The organism is Gammaproteobacteria bacterium (assembly GCA_013151035.1).
In the GTDB taxonomy this organism is placed as follows: Bacteria; Pseudomonadota; Gammaproteobacteria; order JAADJB01; family JAADJB01; genus JAADJB01.
The window spans coordinates 1-16,205 of sequence record JAADJB010000017.1; the positions used below are offsets into that span (position 1 = coordinate 1).

At 45.2% G+C, this 16,205-nt stretch carries 15 protein-coding genes; all 15 read right to left on the reverse strand.

The genetic code is table 11. The annotated features are described in order from the left end of the window. Positions 1–91: 91 nt before the first annotated feature. Positions 92–1,198 (reverse strand): glycosyltransferase family 4 protein, encoded by a 1,107-nt coding sequence (locus tag GXP22_04010; GenBank protein NOX08645.1) that lies wholly within the window; start codon positions 1,196–1,198, stop codon positions 92–94. Beyond that, entirely contained in the window at positions 1,180–2,112 is a 933-nt protein-coding gene (locus GXP22_04015) for a nucleoside-diphosphate sugar epimerase (protein NOX08646.1), read from the reverse strand. Before GXP22_04015 ends, GXP22_04010 begins: the two co-directional genes overlap by 19 nt. Positions 2,113–2,377: 265 nt before the next feature. Continuing rightward, positions 2,378–2,569 carry a zinc-finger domain-containing protein gene (locus GXP22_04020; protein NOX08647.1) on the reverse strand — a complete coding sequence of 64 codons (192 nt, stop codon included), beginning with the start codon at positions 2,567–2,569 and terminating at the stop codon, positions 2,378–2,380. A gap of 86 nt (positions 2,570–2,655) precedes the next feature. Further along, entirely contained in the window at positions 2,656–3,576 is a 921-nt protein-coding gene (locus GXP22_04025) for a branched-chain amino acid transaminase (protein NOX08648.1), read from the reverse strand. 150 nt (positions 3,577–3,726) lie between these two features. Continuing rightward, on the reverse strand, positions 3,727–6,567 hold the full coding sequence (glnE, locus tag GXP22_04030) for a bifunctional [glutamate--ammonia ligase]-adenylyl-L-tyrosine phosphorylase/[glutamate--ammonia-ligase] adenylyltransferase (protein NOX08649.1): 2,841 nt from the start codon (positions 6,565–6,567) through the stop codon (positions 3,727–3,729). 137 nt (positions 6,568–6,704) lie between these two features. Continuing rightward, positions 6,705–8,654: a polysaccharide biosynthesis protein gene (locus tag GXP22_04035; protein NOX08650.1), complete on the reverse strand. Its 1,950-nt coding sequence runs from the start codon at positions 8,652–8,654 to the stop codon at positions 6,705–6,707. A 10-nt stretch (positions 8,655–8,664) separates the two neighbouring features. Beyond that, positions 8,665–10,131 carry an aminotransferase gene (locus GXP22_04040; protein NOX08651.1) on the reverse strand — a complete coding sequence of 489 codons (1,467 nt, stop codon included), beginning with the start codon at positions 10,129–10,131 and terminating at the stop codon, positions 8,665–8,667. 91 nt (positions 10,132–10,222) lie between these two features. Then, the gene (locus GXP22_04045; protein ID NOX08652.1) at positions 10,223–10,438 is read right to left on the reverse strand and encodes a YgiT-type zinc finger protein; all 216 of its coding nucleotides are present in this window, start codon (positions 10,436–10,438) and stop codon (positions 10,223–10,225) included. Position 10,439: 1 nt separating this feature from the next. Then, positions 10,440–10,742, reverse strand: a complete 303-nt coding sequence (locus tag GXP22_04050; protein NOX08653.1) for a DUF4258 domain-containing protein — start codon at positions 10,740–10,742, stop codon at positions 10,440–10,442. 1 nt (position 10,743) lies between these two features. After that, positions 10,744–11,364, reverse strand: a complete 621-nt coding sequence (locus tag GXP22_04055; protein ID NOX08654.1) for an acetyltransferase — start codon at positions 11,362–11,364, stop codon at positions 10,744–10,746. Then, entirely contained in the window at positions 11,354–12,484 is a 1,131-nt protein-coding gene (gene neuC, locus GXP22_04060; GenBank protein NOX08655.1) for a UDP-N-acetylglucosamine 2-epimerase (hydrolyzing), read from the reverse strand. Before neuC ends, GXP22_04055 begins: the two co-directional genes overlap by 11 nt. Beyond that, on the reverse strand, positions 12,477–13,514 hold the full coding sequence (neuB, locus tag GXP22_04065; GenBank protein ID NOX08656.1) for an N-acetylneuraminate synthase: 1,038 nt from the start codon (positions 13,512–13,514) through the stop codon (positions 12,477–12,479). The genes neuC and neuB overlap by 8 nt, the downstream gene beginning before the upstream one ends. Before the next feature lie 43 nt (positions 13,515–13,557). Beyond that, positions 13,558–14,721 (reverse strand): N-acetyl sugar amidotransferase, encoded by a 1,164-nt coding sequence (locus GXP22_04070; protein ID NOX08657.1) that lies wholly within the window; start codon positions 14,719–14,721, stop codon positions 13,558–13,560. A 15-nt stretch (positions 14,722–14,736) separates the two neighbouring features. After that, on the reverse strand, positions 14,737–15,378 hold the full coding sequence (hisH, locus tag GXP22_04075; GenBank protein NOX08658.1) for an imidazole glycerol phosphate synthase subunit HisH: 642 nt from the start codon (positions 15,376–15,378) through the stop codon (positions 14,737–14,739). Then, positions 15,375–16,136 carry an imidazole glycerol phosphate synthase subunit HisF gene (gene hisF, locus GXP22_04080; GenBank protein ID NOX08659.1) on the reverse strand — a complete coding sequence of 254 codons (762 nt, stop codon included), beginning with the start codon at positions 16,134–16,136 and terminating at the stop codon, positions 15,375–15,377. The genes hisH and hisF overlap by 4 nt, the downstream gene beginning before the upstream one ends. Between the last annotated feature and the right edge of the window lie 69 nt (positions 16,137–16,205).

A 16,205-nucleotide genomic window follows, 5' to 3' on the forward strand; every position in this document is an offset into this window, starting at 1 on the left:
CTTGGTGGTAAATAGAAAAAGAGTGGATGCAATTAACATCCAGCCATAATTCTCTTGCAACCACTCTTTATTAATAAACGCCTGCATACTTTTATTCCTGATACAGCACGATGGTTTCATCTACCATCTTTTCCAGCACAAAGGTCGATTGCGCATTTACTGTCACATCATTGATCAATATTTCTTTCACCTTGTCGGTCAGTAATGTCCTATCCGATAGCGGCACCTTTCCTTGTGGAAATATCTCCGTCAGAATCTCCCCCACCCCACCATGATCATAACCGACCACAGGAACGCCCATATTCAGAGGCTCCAGAACAGTACGCCCAAAGGATTCTGCCTTGATTGATAAAGACAATACAATATCAGAGACTGCATAGATATCGCGTATATCTGTTCGGTTTCCGGTAAAGACAATTACATTCTGTAAACCGGCCTTATTCACCCGGTCATATAATTCCTGCGCATAAGATCTACGTCCGGGATCCTCTGCACCCACAATCAGCCCATAAACATCCTCGCCCTGAGTACGTAAACGAATAATCATCTCAATAAAATCATGATGCCCCTTCAATCGTGTCAATCGACCGGGAAGAATCAAAACCTTCTTTCCCTGTAACTGAGGATATTCCTGATGCCAGGCCTGCATCCATTGCTCACCCGGATGATACTGATAGGGGAACTGTTCATTACTCACCCCGCGAGGAATAACCCGAATTCTCTGCTCATCGACATCCGCATAATTATCCAGGATATATTGCTTCGCCGTATTCGATACGGCAATGACCTGTTCTCCCCAGGTCATTATGGCGCTGTATCGTTTGACTGAATACAAGCCATGAACCGTTGTTACAAAACGTGGACGTGTGGCAGCATCCATACCACGCCATGCCAGCCATGCAATCCAGGCAGGCATACGAGAACGTGCATGCAGGACATCCACCTTCTGCTCAACAAGAAATCGTCTCAAGCGCCTGACCCAACGCAGGGTAAACAGGGACTTTTTACCAATAGGCCAGGCAAAATGCTCTGCCCCCATAGCTCCCAGCTCATCGACCATACGCCCTCCAGCCGATATAACCAATGCACGATGACCCTGTTCAATTAAACCCTTGGCAATCTCCAGCGTACCGCGTTCAACCCCGCCATTTTCCAGCGAAGGCAAGACCTGGAGAACAGTTAGTCTTGCTTTAGGCATCGATTAATAACCTCTGTGGCACAGCGTTCGGCCTCATTAAAGGCCGCAACTGAAGCGACCATATCCCCTGTATTGCGCCACTGAGAGAATCGGGTTAGACAGCCATTCTCAACCAACCCCTGCATGGATCGGCTAATCCTGTCGAATTTATTATTCTCCAGTTCTAGCAAGCCCACTCTTGCCCCACTGCTTAATGCCTCATACACCATAGAGACACTATCCTCTGTTACCCAGATATTGCCTGCCGTCGCCATCTGCTCAGGCAACCAGTTCGTATCCGTGTCTTCCACTGGACATAGCTTCAGGGTATTACTGGAAACAGCTTCCCCCAATTTATGCAGAAAGTCACTCGGGGTTCTTCTTGAGGTCGCCAGTACCCAGTTCACCGAAGAAAAACCATTAACCAGTGCCTTGATCTGTTCAATAATCACCTCATCAGACCATTGATAATGCACCGACGTGCCACCGACCAGGATCAAACCACAGCGATCACTCTGCCTATCCTGTTGTTGAATCTTGTTCAGCACACCACGGGTCTTTATTACATTCTGCCGATTATCCGGCCTGTCATGTTCAGGGATAAAACAAAGGTCAAACCAGGATAATGGTAGACTGGGCTTCATCAAAACTACAATTTTTCCACCATACAGATTGTGCGATAACAGCATGGGGATATGAGTGGCGTGACCCGCTCCAATAATAAGATCAGGTCGCGGCAGTGTTGTTGCAAAATCGAGTCTTCGAAGAAACCATTGCAAGTATAACTTAAAAGAAGTATTTATTTTCAGCGGAATTATTTTTAATATACGCTGTTTCGCTATTGCAGAGAGCAGACCCTGCACCTGATTCTCATGCCCCGGTTTACCATCCTGAAACCACCAGACAACGAACTCTTTTTTATGATCTGAACTCATTGTTTCCTGTTTCCATGCTCCTGCGCTTCTCGTTCCCATGCTCCCGCGTGGGAATGCATACCAGCCCGCATCAACCAGCAAGATACAAGTTCCCACGCAGGAGCATGGAAACTAGATATAGATATAAATCCCGTACCAGACCAACCGAAACCTCTCGTTCCCACGCTCCCGCGTGGGAATGCATACCAACCCGCACCAACCAGCAAGATACAAGTTCCCACGCAGGAGCATGGGAACTAGATAAAACCAGATAGCCCGCACCAGGCTAGCTCTGCTTCAACACATAGTGGGCACCACAATAAGGGCACTTCACCTCACCACTTACCTCTATATCCAGAAACACACGCGGGTGTGCATCCCATAGTGAATCATCCGAGCGTGGGCAATGTAATGGCAACTCTTCTTTGCTCACTTCTACCCGCGCATCTGTATTGTTCTTTATCACAGCATTCGACATAAGCACTTCCTTCTCCAGCAAAAGATGGTGCGCAATGCGCACCCTACCGGTCACTTAGGTAGGGTGCGTATTACGCACCAATATTCCTAGACCAGTGTTAACCACTCAGGATGATCATCCAGACGACCATGCACATAATCAAAATAAATAGACTGTAGACGTTCGGTAATCGGGCCACGACCACCAGACCCAATGGTGCGACGATCCAGTTCACGAATCGGTGTCACCTCGGCAGCAGTACCAGTAAAGAACGCTTCATCGGCACAATAAACTTCATCACGGGTGATACGTTTTTCACGCACCTCAATCCCTTCCTGTGCCGCTATAGTGAATATGGTCTCACGCGTAATGCCTTCCAGCGCCGAGGTGAGATCCGGTGTATAGATCACACCATTTTTCACCATAAAGAAATTCTCGCCACTACCCTCGGCAACAAAACCATCCACATCCAGCAATAACGCCTCATCATAACCATCCGCCAATGCCTCCTGCAGAGCCATCATGGAATTCATATAATTACCATTGGCCTTGGCACGACACATCGTGACATTAACATGATGGCGGGCGAAGGAGGATGTGCGAATACGGATACCCTTCTCCATATTCTCGGCACCTAGATAAGAACCCCACTCCCAGGCTGCCACGATTACATGCGTCTTTAATCCATCCGCACGCAGACCCATACCTTCCGAGCCATAAAAACACATAGGTCGAAGATAAGCCGAGCTTAGATTATTCTCACTCACCACTGCCTTTTGAGCCGCTGAAAGCGTCTCCATATCATAAGGCATGGACATATTTAAAATATGTGCCGAATTAAACAGCCGTTTGGTATGCTCCTGCAAGCGAAAAATAGCCGTGCCCTGATCAGTTTTGTAGGCACGAACACCTTCAAAAACACCCATGCCATAATGCAGGGTATGGGTTAATACATGCACCTTGGCCTCACGCCAGGGCACCATTTCACCATCAAACCAGATGACGCCATCACGGTCATCCATTGTCATACGCATTCTCCTAACCTCAACACAGCCTGCTCACAGGCACAATATCAGGGAATTATACCGTCAAACAGGTGAAAACGGGAAGTGAATATATGCATTCCCACGCAGAGCATGGGAACGAGGTAATGACTTGGTGCGTGGTACACACCCTGCCTAATTAAATATCTTATCCCATATTCGAATTACACCCTGACGTAAATCACTGAACTCGTCCTCATCAACCACACTGGACTCCTCCATTAAGGTTAATTGATGCACACGACTACGATAACTACGATAGACATCGCCGAGGAAGACGGCATCCTTTTTAGCTAATTTCCCGGCTAAGGCAAGCTGCTCTAATAAATTAATATTATCCGTATATTGCAATAACTCCGGATGGTTGTGTGACCACAACAATACCCCATACTGAACCATAAACTCAATATCAGTAATACCACCGGAATCCCGTTTAATATCAAACTTCCCTGCTCTTTTGCAACCAAACTCCTGTAGCATTCTACGCCGCATCACGGCAATGTCCTGTTGCAAATCCTTTTTACCGCGCCTACGTGCTAATATTCTGTTGCGCACTTTGGAAAAACCCGTAGCAATACGCTCTGAACCGGCAATAACCCTGGCGCGTACCAGCGCCTGGTGCTCCCAGGTCCACGCCTCCTGTTCCTGATATTCAGAAAAACTCTGCAACCCACTGACCAATAAACCTGATTCACCACTTGGGCGCAGACGCATATCCACCTCATACAATACGCCGGAGGGGGTCAAGGTATTTAACAAATGGATAATACGTTGTCCCAGGCGAGCGAACCAGGCATCTCGCCGTTCACCCTTGGTTTGATCATGCAGAAAAACAAGATCCAGATCAGAACCATAACCCAGCTCAATACCACCCATTTTGCCATAGGCGATAATAGCAAAATCATCTGCATAAACCTTTTTACTACTCACAGACTGTTGCATCAACGCCAATTCCAGCACCTTATGCAGGATAACATCAGCAATCTCGGTCAGATAATCACTCACCACCATTAAGGGTATCGCACCAGCAATATCCGCTGCCGCAACCCGCAACACCGCCCCTTGTCGAAACTGACGCAGTGCCTCCATCTGCCACTCCAGATCAGTGTCATCAATACCGACAAAACGCTGCTCCAGCTCTTCCAGTAATGCCTGATAGCGCTGCGGTGCATACAAGGCACATGGATCCAGTAATTCATCCAGCAATAAAGGATGCAGCACCAGCTGTGAGGCAATCCAGGGACTTGCCGAGCATAAGCGAATCAACTGCGTCAATGCCTGCGGATTCTCAATCAACAAAGTTAGATAAACACTACGACCAACAATCGCCTCTAGCAAATGTATCAGGCGCATCAGGGTATCGCCATCATGCTCACTATTCACAAGCTCGGTTAGCAACAAAGGCATCAGACGATCCAGTTGTTCGCGCCCTTGATTACCCATGACCCTACGCGCCATGCCTTCACGAAGCTGAATCAGCACACGAAAAACCTCATCAGCATCATCAAAACCCGCATTAATTAAAACCGCTAGTGCCGCCGCCTCATTAAGCTGATTCCCCCACACATCAGACAAACTCGTGGTGACAGAGCCCTCTTCAGTCTTACCCTCAGAACTGGCTATAACCGCTACAAAACAGGCGGTAACAAAGGCACGAATCTGATCCAGATCGGCAACAAAGAGATCCCATCCAGCATAACCCATAGACCATGCCAGACGTAAGCGATCTAATTCACCTACAGGCAGATCATGTGTTTGTGCATCTTCAAATTCCTGAATATGATTCTCTGTGCGCCGCAAGAAAAGATAGGCTTGAGCCAGGGTATAGATCTGCTCTCCCATATCAGGCAATAATCCACGTTCCTCCATGCGCTGTAACACCTTCAACAAGTTACGTTGTTGTAGCTCCTGATCCTGACCACCACGCAACAACTGAAAGGATTGTACAATAAATTCAATCTCACGAATCCCACCCGGCCCCAGCTTAATATTATCTTCCATGCCCTTGCTATAGACCTTGCGCTCAATCTGTGATTTCAAATCACGTACCGCTTCAAGCACATTAAAATCCAGGTAACGACGATAGATAAAGGGATGTAACAGGGCTGTTAATTGATCCTGCTCAATGAAATCTCCAGTAATGGGACGCGCCTTGATCATGGCATAGCGTTCCCACTCCCGTCCCTGATACTGATAATATTCCTCTAGTGCATCAAAGCTCATCACCAAAGGCCCACTGCTACCATAGGGCCGTAAACGCATATCCACCCGATAAACAAAACCATCAACGGTGGTATCATTTAATACTCGAATGAGTTGCCGACCCAGGGTGGTGAAAAAGACATCACAACTAATCTTGCCACGCCCTCGAATTCTGCCACCATCCTGAAAGGCAAAGATCAAATCAATATCCGAGGAGAAATTCAACTCACCCGCACCCAATTTACCCATTCCCAGGATCAATAGATGCTGTTCACGACCCTCGGCATTACGCGGGACACCTTCAGACTTGCACAAGTGACGATATAAATAACCCAACGCCTCCCGAATACAGGCATCCGCCAGATCAGACAGATCCCTCAAGGTCTCTTTAACATCCGCCCAGACCATCAGATCACGCCAGGCAATACGCATCATTTCTCGATCACGAAACTGGCGCAAGACCTGCATTAATACCACTTCATCAGAAATACCCGTCATAGCAGAGTGCAACAAATCAGCTAATTCAGCCGACTGATATTGTCGCAAAAGATCACCACTATCGATCAATTCACTACAGACCGCAGGTTCACGCAAACTCTTTTGTAAAAAAAAATCACTACAGACCCAGACCTTGAACAAGGCCTGTAATGTCTCAGTATTAGATGGGACAACAATATTTTCTGCTTGCGCCTGGCGACAGAAATCCTGCCAGTGACCAGCGATGGATTCACGGAACTCTTCCGGTATCTGTTGCAGGGCTATAGTTACAGGCATTGTTATCCCGTTAACTCAAGAGACAGGAATTGCGCTTCTCTATCAGAGACCCTTGCCCGCATGGACGCGGGCGTGGAGCCTACACGGATGTATTCACGGCGTGTCTCTGGTAGAAAAGCGCAATTCATGCCTCGAACTTAACCGGGCAACTGTGACTTACAGAGTAAATCTTCAATACCACACTGAGGCTTAAACCCACTAACATGCTCCATCATAATCTCACGCACCCTGATACAATCACCCTCATCATTAGCCTGCTCCATTTCTTTCAGTATGTCACGCAATTCAGAAATCTCAATAACGTGCTCCTCCGCACGCATAACCTTCTGGTGCTCTGTCGAATAGACATTATCACCAATCAATAATTCTTCATACAATTTTTCACCCGGACGCAAACCAGTAAAGACAATCTCGATATCACCCTTTGGGTTATCAACACCCTTTTCATCAAAACCACTCAAGTGAATCATCTTTTTTGCCAGATCAATAATCTTAATTGGCTCGCCCATATCCAGCACAAAGACATCACCCCCTTCACCCATTGCACCGGCCTGTATCACCAGTTCAGCAGCCTCGGGAATCGTCATAAAATAACGGATTATTTTTTCATCAGTCACGGTAACAGGGCCACCACGCTTAATCTGCTCACGAAACAAAGGCACCACAGAACCGGATGAACCCAGCACATTACCAAAACGAACCATGGTGAAGCGAGTGCAACCAGCATGATCTTTCTGTGCCAACCCCTGCAATACCAATTCGGCAAAGCGCTTACTCGCCCCCATAGTGTTGGTTGGTCGAACTGCCTTATCTGTTGAAATTAGAACAAAGGTCTCTACCCCAGCGGCAATGGCTGCCTCGGCACAATGCAGGGTACCAAAGATATTATTCCTGACAGCCTCGGTCACATTGCTCTCCACCATCGGCACATGCTTATACGCTGCGGCGTGATAAATCGTTTTCACAGAAAAGGTATGGCATATCTTTTCCAAACGTCTTTTATCATGCACCGATCCCAACAAAGGATAAATATCAATCTGCTCACCTAATAAGGAGACCTGATGCCTTAATTCCTTTTCTATCTGGTAAAGAAAAAATTCATTAATCTCAAACAAAACAATTTTTTCAGGTTTCAGACGAATAATCTGTCGACACAACTCAGAGCCTATTGACCCCCCAGCACCCGTCACCATAACAACCTTGTTCGTTATGTTGGCATGTAACAAATCCTCATTAGGTGCCACCTTGTTCCGACCTAAAAGATCCGCAATATCCACTTCCTGAATATCCTCAATCTCAACCGTACCTTTCGCCAGATCCATCAAACCCGGCAGGGTTCTTACATGCAAGGCATAAGGTTCCAGTTGCAAAATAATTTCCTGTCTTCGACTTCGTGGCACAGAAGGCATTGCCAACAGGATATTACGCACATGATATTTTTCGATAGCCCCTCTTAGTTTTGAGAAAGGGTACACATACAGCCCACTGACATAGTGATCGTGTAGATTCTCATCATCATCAATAAAGGCAACCGGATTAAATTCATACCCCAGTTTCAATGCCAGCGCAATCTGCACACCGGATGCCCCCGCCCCATAAACAATCACCGGCAGTGCCTCTCTTGCACTGTAGCCATCATCATCCAGCAATGACACATCCATACCATTGGACAACCACCACCTTGCCCCAAGCCGAATACTGCCCGACACCAAAAGCAACACCAGACCATTAATGCCATACACTGTTCTTGGTATGTCCTCAGCACCCATGCCCGACAAAAGTGCGATAACCGCAAACAATAACGAATAAAAAATGGTCGCTGTAATCATTAACCATAAAAAACGAAAACTGATATAACGAATAATGGATTGATAAAGATTAAAATAAGCATACACAACAATGACGAGCACAGGTGCCAACAGAAACACCCAAAGCTGTTCCAGCGACGGAACATATAACTCACTCAGTCTCAGTGAAAAGGCCAGCCACAAGGAAAAAATAGCGCATACAAAATCAACCGCAGCGGTATAAATAAACTTCTTTTCCCTGGGCAAGGCAATCAACCAGCTACGCAGGGAATTTAACAAGGAATTATTATTAATCACAGACACCCCTGATTACGGCAATAACACGATCTTGTTGCTCTTCACTCATGCTTGATGCCGAAGGTAGACAAATGCCCTGCGCAAATAAAAAATCAGAAACGCTCTCTTCGCCATAAGTAAAATATTTATTCTTACTAAAAAGTGGCTGCTGATGCATAGGACGCCAGGTATGACGCGCCTCGATATTCTCCGCAGCCATCACCTTTATTAATTTCTTTACCGAAACGACTGTTTCTTCGGGGTTCAAGTAAAAACAACTTAACCAACGGTTACTGCTGCCCGACTCGTGCTCCGGCATCGCATACAAACCTTCCACCTCCGACAGACTCGAGGCATAACGTTCAAAGACCAATCGTCTTTCACGCACACGTTGATCCAGCATACGGAGTTGCCCACGCCCAATCCCCGCCAGGATATTACTCATGCGATAGTTATAACCAATCTGGCTATGGAGATAGTCAGGCGAAACATCCCGCGCCTGTGTTGATAAAAAACGCGCCTTTTCAACCAGTACCTCGTCATCTGAAACCAGCATGCCGCCACCCGAAGTAGTAATGATCTTGTTTCCATTAAAGGAATAAACACCAATACGACCCAGCGTTCCACTCGCCTTACCCTTATAACTAGCACCCAATGATTCAGCTGCATCTTCAATAACAGGCACATCATAACGATCACAAATCGATATAATCTCATCCATATTAGCGCTTTGCCCATAAATATTGGCAACCACCACAGCCTTCGGTATTTCCCCACAAGACTCCGCATCAACGAATGCCTTTTGCAAGGCAATGGGTGACATATTCCAGGTCTCCGCTTCTGCATCAATAAAAACGGGAATAGCCCCCTGATACAAAATGGGATTCGCACTCGCAATAAAGGTAAAGGAGGAACAAAAGACAATATCGCCAGAACTAACCCCTGACAAGATTAATGCCAGGTGAATCGCTGCTGTACCCGAACTCAATGCAGCCGCGTGAGAGATCCCCTGTTTACTTGCCAGCTCTTGCTCAAAGGCATCTACATTCGGACCTAACGGCGCAATCCAGTTACTACTGAACGCCTCTTCAATATACTGCTTTTCATATTCACCCATGTGAGGAACTGAAAGCAGTATCGGTGTCTGTAGATCGCGCCTTAAATGCACACCTATCGGCCTGAACGCCTCATCAACCACAGGCAGCTGATTCACACTGCATCTCTTCATCACCTCAAGAGGGCTAATATCATCCGTATGCCCCAAAACAACCGGGGGCTGATCACCCAGCAACCCCAGGGTATCTGACAAGGCATGACCTGCCAGAAGCAATCGCCTGATATCACCATCAGTAATAGTTCTCAGCAAAACCTCATCATCACCCAGCAACAAAAGAATCGACAGGCCGGTGCGATCCAGCTGTGCCAGAGACTCCTTTAATGTCGAGTGCTGAGTAACAATAATTTGATCAATATTTTGCATCACTGCTGTCCCGTTAAGGATTTATTTATTTTTTGTAGCAACATGACACTCGTTAAGAAAAATATGCCTGGTTAACCTGCGTAATTTTTTGTTAAGCAATATTTGATTTTAACGCAATTGTTTCATGATCGACTTGTCGTAGAGCTTTTTGAATATGGTTGACTTCATTTTCTTCGAAAAGAGCCTCGCCACATTGTGAGCATACCCATGCGGGGATTGATTCCCAGGCAATATGATAACCATTACGGTCTACACTAAATGGTGCGCTTCCTTTTACCATTTTTCCTTTACAATATGAACATTCCATATTACCTCCGGGCTTTGTAGTCAGATGACCATTGTTCGGGTGCTGGTTGGTATGCTGTTATTATAGCCAGATAATCATTTTTAGGCGAGCAAACAACATGAATTGCTCTGTTTTCCTCTATATTAAACACAAGACAACTTTCACCTCTAACATCTTCAGGGTATTCTTCAATAACTTCACCATTAAAGACTGCCTGTCTTATTTCATCAGTAGTTATCATTCTTTCCGGGCGGGACATTTGCTTAATTGCATGCGGCAAGAAAAGTATTTTCTTTTTCGCAGAAGAAATTATTTTATATCTCATACTATACTTTACACCGTGCCGGTATACCAATTGCGGTTTGATCATCCTTGATATCCGTCGTTACGACAGCACCTGCTGCGATAATCACACGATCACCAAGCGTAATACCCGGTAGAATAATTGCACCCGCACCAATTATACATTCTGCACCAATGCAGACACCGCCACCCAATGTGGCATTAGGTGCAATATGGGTATAGGCACCAATCCTGCAATTATGATCAACGACAGCCGCATGATTAATGATGCAACCATCGGCAATAGAAGACTCCGCAGCAATAATGGCATTGACTGCAACAAAAACACCCTCACCTATGATCGCAGATGATGAAATAATTGATGCAGGATGATAGACATTAAACCGCGTTTTGCCCACATTGATAGCCCATTCAAGAAGACGTTTTCTATGATAATTAACACCAATGGCAACGTGAACATCCAGCGGCAAACTCGACCCGTCATCCAGGCTAGCCACCCTGATCCTGCCTAAAAAATCAGCACCCTGTTTATCGACATCCTCATCCACAACCACAATACTGATTGAAGCATTCATCGACAGCACTGCCTCTGCCACCACCCGGGCATGACCGCCTGATCCAATAATCAATATCTCAGTAGGCATTCGATTTACTCAAACATTTTTTATCCAGTGGGGTCATTAACAATAATTCAAGCATTCTTGATGCGGCATCGCCATCACCATAAACATTATCACCTGAACAAGCATTCATCTCTTTAGCCTCAAGAACCGCATCAAGAATCGCCTCTTCATCCACCGAGACATCTATTGTATTCGCGTTACGTTCTCGACAATTCTGTCGATCACCCACATTCACCACCGCTGTATTCAACGAGGCGGCCTCAATAATACCACTACTGGAATTACCCACTAACACATCCGCATAAGCCAGAAAGGATAAATACTCGGTTCTCACAAGATGATTCACGCTATGCATCAACGGGTTATCCGCATAGCGATCAATCACCGCTTCTATCGCCAGACTCCCCGCATCGGCATTGGGACTCAGTATCAGGCATTGCATATTGCTTCTTGCTGCTGCTTTTAATAGCACTGCCATCTGCTGACCCGCATCCACCTCGTCCTGCACAACAGGATGAAACAAGATGAGTAAAAGTGCCTTTTTTAGATCCAGCTGGTACTGGTTAAATAATGCCTCTCTATTCAATAAAGCGATATGGCAAACCTCATCCAGCCCAGGGGCACCGGTAATAAATATACTATCCTCCGCCTCACCCATCCTGATCAAACGCTCTCTGGATGCATCGCTGGCAACAAAATGAAAATGTGCAATCTTTGATATGGCATGACGAATAGACTCATCAATCGTACCTGAACGCTCACCACCATGAATATGAACTATCGGTATATTGAGATGTAATGCCACTATCGCAGCCGCCAACATCTCACCTCGATCCCCCAGCAACAAAATAATGTCCGGCCTGTTTTTCTGAAAAACAAGCGTCATTTGTTTCATCTGTTCAGCCATCGCCAGCGACATCTCCAGACCCGACTGACCAGAAAGCGCAACAGTAATCCTGGCAACAATATTCAGCCCACTGTGCTCAATCTCACTTATCGTATTGCCATATTTTTCGAGCAGATGCATCCCCGTCACAATGACTGATAAATCAAGATCCGGGCTCTCATCAATTCCGATCAGAACATGCTTCATCAGACCAAAATCAGCACGGGTACCTGTGACATAGCATATCCTACGCATCCAGCAGATCTCCCCACTGCAACAGACTACCCGCAGCCTTATCCACTTTGATCCGCCTGCCAATCACATTTCTTATTTCCCCTGGTGCGATACCTGTTCCCGGTCGCAATAAAACAAGGTCTTCATCACTCAATAAATCACCCACCTGCTTATCACAAGCAAGAACAATACTGCGTCTTACCACATCTCGAACAGCAAGCTCAGATGGTCTCGCCTCCTTCATGCCATCGCCCATACAGGTCTCAATCTGCCGGATCTGCTGAATCATCATACCCAACTCATCCGACTCCAGTGATGCCTTATGATCAGGCCCTGCAAGCGTTTTATCCAGAGTAAAGTGTTTTTCAATCACCACTGCCCCCATAGCAACGGCAGCAACCGCTACCAGGATCCCATCGGTATGATCAGAGTAACCCACCGGCAAGCCCAGTTCTTTTGCCATAGTTTGCATAGCACGCAAGTTAACATCGCCAAGGCTAGCCGGGTAATTTGAGGTGCAATGCAATACGGTAAGTATATCTTCCAATGGCTGTATAAACCCTGATCGATTACGCACATTATCTATTGCCGACACCGCCGCCTTGACCTCAGCAAGATCCGCCATTCCGGTCGATAAAATCAATTCCTTATCATAGGCAGCCAACCTCTCCAGAAAGGGAATATTGGTTAACTCACCAGAAGGCAGTTTGATTCTCGACATGCCCCGCTCAATAAGAAAATCAGCAGAGTCCAGATCGAAGGGGGTAGACATAAACTCAATATCACAGGCATGACAATGCGCAATAATCCTGTTATGCATCGCCTCGGACATCTCCAGCTGTTGAAGCATGGCATGCTGATCATTATTACCCGTCTGTTGCTGCTGATAGGCGGCTGTTGAGGTGCCTTTTTTCACCAGAAGATCCGCCTTAAAGCTCTGGAATTTTATTGCATCCGCACCCTGTTCTACAGCCACATCAATTAACTGCAAGGCAAGATCTTCAGAGCCATTATGATTGACTCCGGCTTCAGCGATAATAAATGTACTCATAGGAATCTATAAAAACACTTTATAAACTAATTTAAAGTCACAATCATCCATCATGATCTATAGCGTGGCGAAGCACCCATTTCCCATCCACTTTTTTCCAAATATGATCGGCTCTCCAGCTATCAATAACTTCTTCAAAGTCTTCTTCCGTAATATCACAATATTCAAGAAAATCCTTATAGTACTTCTTCGGGAACTCACTATCATATCTTTTAATAAGCGCGACACCCTCTTCACGCTCAATTTTCTCATCACGAATCTCATGAGCAGCGTCAGAAGTAGTACGACCTATCCCAAACTTTATATAGGAAAGATAATAATGAAAACCATCAATTCGATCATCCAAGCTCGCATATTTTGAATATGTACCTTCCGAACGCTCTGTATTTGGTTCGAAACCAACATGCTCACGACAATAATAATAATTTTCCTGAGGATCCCAATATTTATAATACCCAAAAAAATGTATCTCAGTCTTATTGTCAACAACATCCTGATATTTCGGTGACGTAAATGGTGCTAAATCCGCCTTGGAAAGACCGTGTTGCTCCCAGAACTCCGGCGGAAGACCTGAAAAATAATGATCATCATGATCTGCTATCTCACGAGTTGGAGAAAAGGCATTCTTCATATTTCCACCATACTCCACCTCTCCATTTTCACCATACATAATCAGTGCCACATTATGCTGAATTGCCATTTTCATGGGGAAATTGGCCTGCCCATAAATAAAGGGCTGAAAAGGATCCCCCATATGTTTAAAAGCCAACCGGGTTAACTTTCTCGTCGCTATACCATTAGGCTTGCCAAGAATATTATCAAACCCCGAATTGATAAAGGCATCCAGATTTTTTCTTCCTATATCAGTAGGCAAAAGAGGTGCCCAAGTCACCGTCAAAGGATTCATCCCATGTTTATACTTTAATTGATGCGCAACAAAGCTACCGTCCTTACCACCACTACAAGGAACGATAACATCATATGAACCATCAGACTTCCTGTGACGATCACATAATTCTTTCAGTTCTTTTTCACGCTCATCCCAATCAACTTCTTTCTTCTTGAAATCGGAATAATTACAAGCACTGCACACCCCATTTTCATCAAAAGAAATTCGAGGACGTTGATTTGAAATAGTGCACTTCTTACAAAACCTGACTTCTTCAGGAAGATTATAAAGTTTTTTTACATCACGTTTTTCTACCACCACATAACTCCAGTATTAACTCTTTATAAAATTATCTATAATCCCAAGGCCTGCACTCCCACTCTTTTCCGGATGGAACTGACAACCCATAATATTATTTGCCTCAACCACTGCTGTAATTCTACGTCCATCATAATCACAATATGCCAGCTGTTTACTATGATCTTCCAATTCAACCATATATGAATGAACAAAATAAACCGAGGCACCCTCTTCTATATTATTCAGAAGAGTATCATTCCATGAGTATTCACTACCTCGCATTAATTCATTCCAGCCAATATGGGGGATCTTATGCTTAACACCATCCATGCCTGTATCAGGTATTGCAATCACCTTACCTGCTAATAAACCTAAACCATCATAACCACCGAATTCTTCACTTGACTCAAATAACATCTGCATACCTAAACAAATTCCCAGCAAAGGCTTCCCATCATTTACATGCCGTCTGATTGAATCAATTAATCTTCTATTACGCAGCTCTTTCATTCCATCTGGAAAGGCACCTACCCCCGGCAAAACAAGCAATTCGGAAGCGTCTATTTCTTCTTCTACAGAAACAAAATCAACATTCGCACCACAATACTCAAATGCACGTGCTACATTCAGAAGGTTCCCCATACCATAATCAATAACACTAACCCTACCAGTCATACCTTTCTCACATGCATACCAGCATTTAAGGCCGCCTCTCGAATATCCATTAAACTCATACGATCATAATGTAAAATATCAGCCATCGCGACCGCATCAGCCATGCCTTCCTTGACTGCGTTCACCATATCTTCTGTTGAACCCATGCCTCCACTTGCAATAACAGGAATACCTACACTTGATGAAACCTGTTTAAGCAACTCCATATCAAAACCCTTACGTGTACCCTCCTGATCAATAGAGGTCAAAAGGATCTCACCCGCACCCAGACTACCCCCCTGCTGAGCCCATTCAATAACATCTACTCCTGTCCGTTCACGCCCATTATCAGTATAAGCTTCCCAGACTCCACTACTCTGTTTTTTAGCTTCGATAGATAACACCATGCATTGTGAACCAAAACGTCTTGCCACCTCACTAATAAGTCCTGGTCTTGCGATTGCCGCCGTATTAATAGCAACCTTATCAGCACCCGAACCCAACATTCTCTGTACATCTTCTACTGAACGCATACCACCACCAACAGTAATGGGTACAAATACATCCTGTGCTGCACGACTAACAATATCAGATAAATTATTACGTCCATACAGACTAGCCACAACATCCATATAGATTAATTCATCAGCACCTGCCTGATAATACTTCTGCGCATATTCCTGCGGATCACCAATCACGCGAAGACCTTCCAGATGTATACCCTTAATAAGATTTTTACCTTTAATATCCATTCTTGGAATTAAACGAATATTAGACATTAGTATAAAACCTTATTCATAAATAACTCTTCGAATACCTTAATCATCCATCAGTTCCTGCCAAAGAAC

Excerpts from the sequence above, each read along its gene's own strand:
- GXP22_04010 (NOX08645.1), bottom strand. The coding sequence starts at position 1,198 with ATGCCTAAAGCAAGACTAACTGTTCTCCAGGTCTTGCCTTCGCTGGAA.
- GXP22_04015 (NOX08646.1), bottom strand. The coding sequence starts at position 2,112 with ATGAGTTCAGATCATAAAAAAGAGTTCGTTGTCTGGTGGTTTCAGGAT.
- GXP22_04020 (NOX08647.1), bottom strand. The coding sequence starts at position 2,569 with ATGTCGAATGCTGTGATAAAGAACAATACAGATGCGCGGGTAGAAGTG.
- GXP22_04025 (NOX08648.1), bottom strand. The coding sequence starts at position 3,576 with ATGACAATGGATGACCGTGATGGCGTCATCTGGTTTGATGGTGAAATG.
- glnE (NOX08649.1), bottom strand. The coding sequence starts at position 6,567 with ATGCCTGTAACTATAGCCCTGCAACAGATACCGGAAGAGTTCCGTGAA.
- GXP22_04040 (NOX08651.1), bottom strand. The coding sequence starts at position 10,131 with ATGCAAAATATTGATCAAATTATTGTTACTCAGCACTCGACATTAAAG.
- GXP22_04045 (NOX08652.1), bottom strand. The coding sequence starts at position 10,438 with ATGGAATGTTCATATTGTAAAGGAAAAATGGTAAAAGGAAGCGCACCA.
- GXP22_04050 (NOX08653.1), bottom strand. The coding sequence starts at position 10,742 with ATGAGATATAAAATAATTTCTTCTGCGAAAAAGAAAATACTTTTCTTG.
- GXP22_04055 (NOX08654.1), bottom strand. The coding sequence starts at position 11,364 with ATGCCTACTGAGATATTGATTATTGGATCAGGCGGTCATGCCCGGGTG.
- neuC (NOX08655.1), bottom strand. The coding sequence starts at position 12,484 with ATGCGTAGGATATGCTATGTCACAGGTACCCGTGCTGATTTTGGTCTG.
- neuB (NOX08656.1), bottom strand. The coding sequence starts at position 13,514 with ATGAGTACATTTATTATCGCTGAAGCCGGAGTCAATCATAATGGCTCT.
- hisH (NOX08658.1), bottom strand. The coding sequence starts at position 15,378 with ATGACTGGTAGGGTTAGTGTTATTGATTATGGTATGGGGAACCTTCTG.
- hisF (NOX08659.1), bottom strand. The coding sequence starts at position 16,136 with ATGTCTAATATTCGTTTAATTCCAAGAATGGATATTAAAGGTAAAAAT.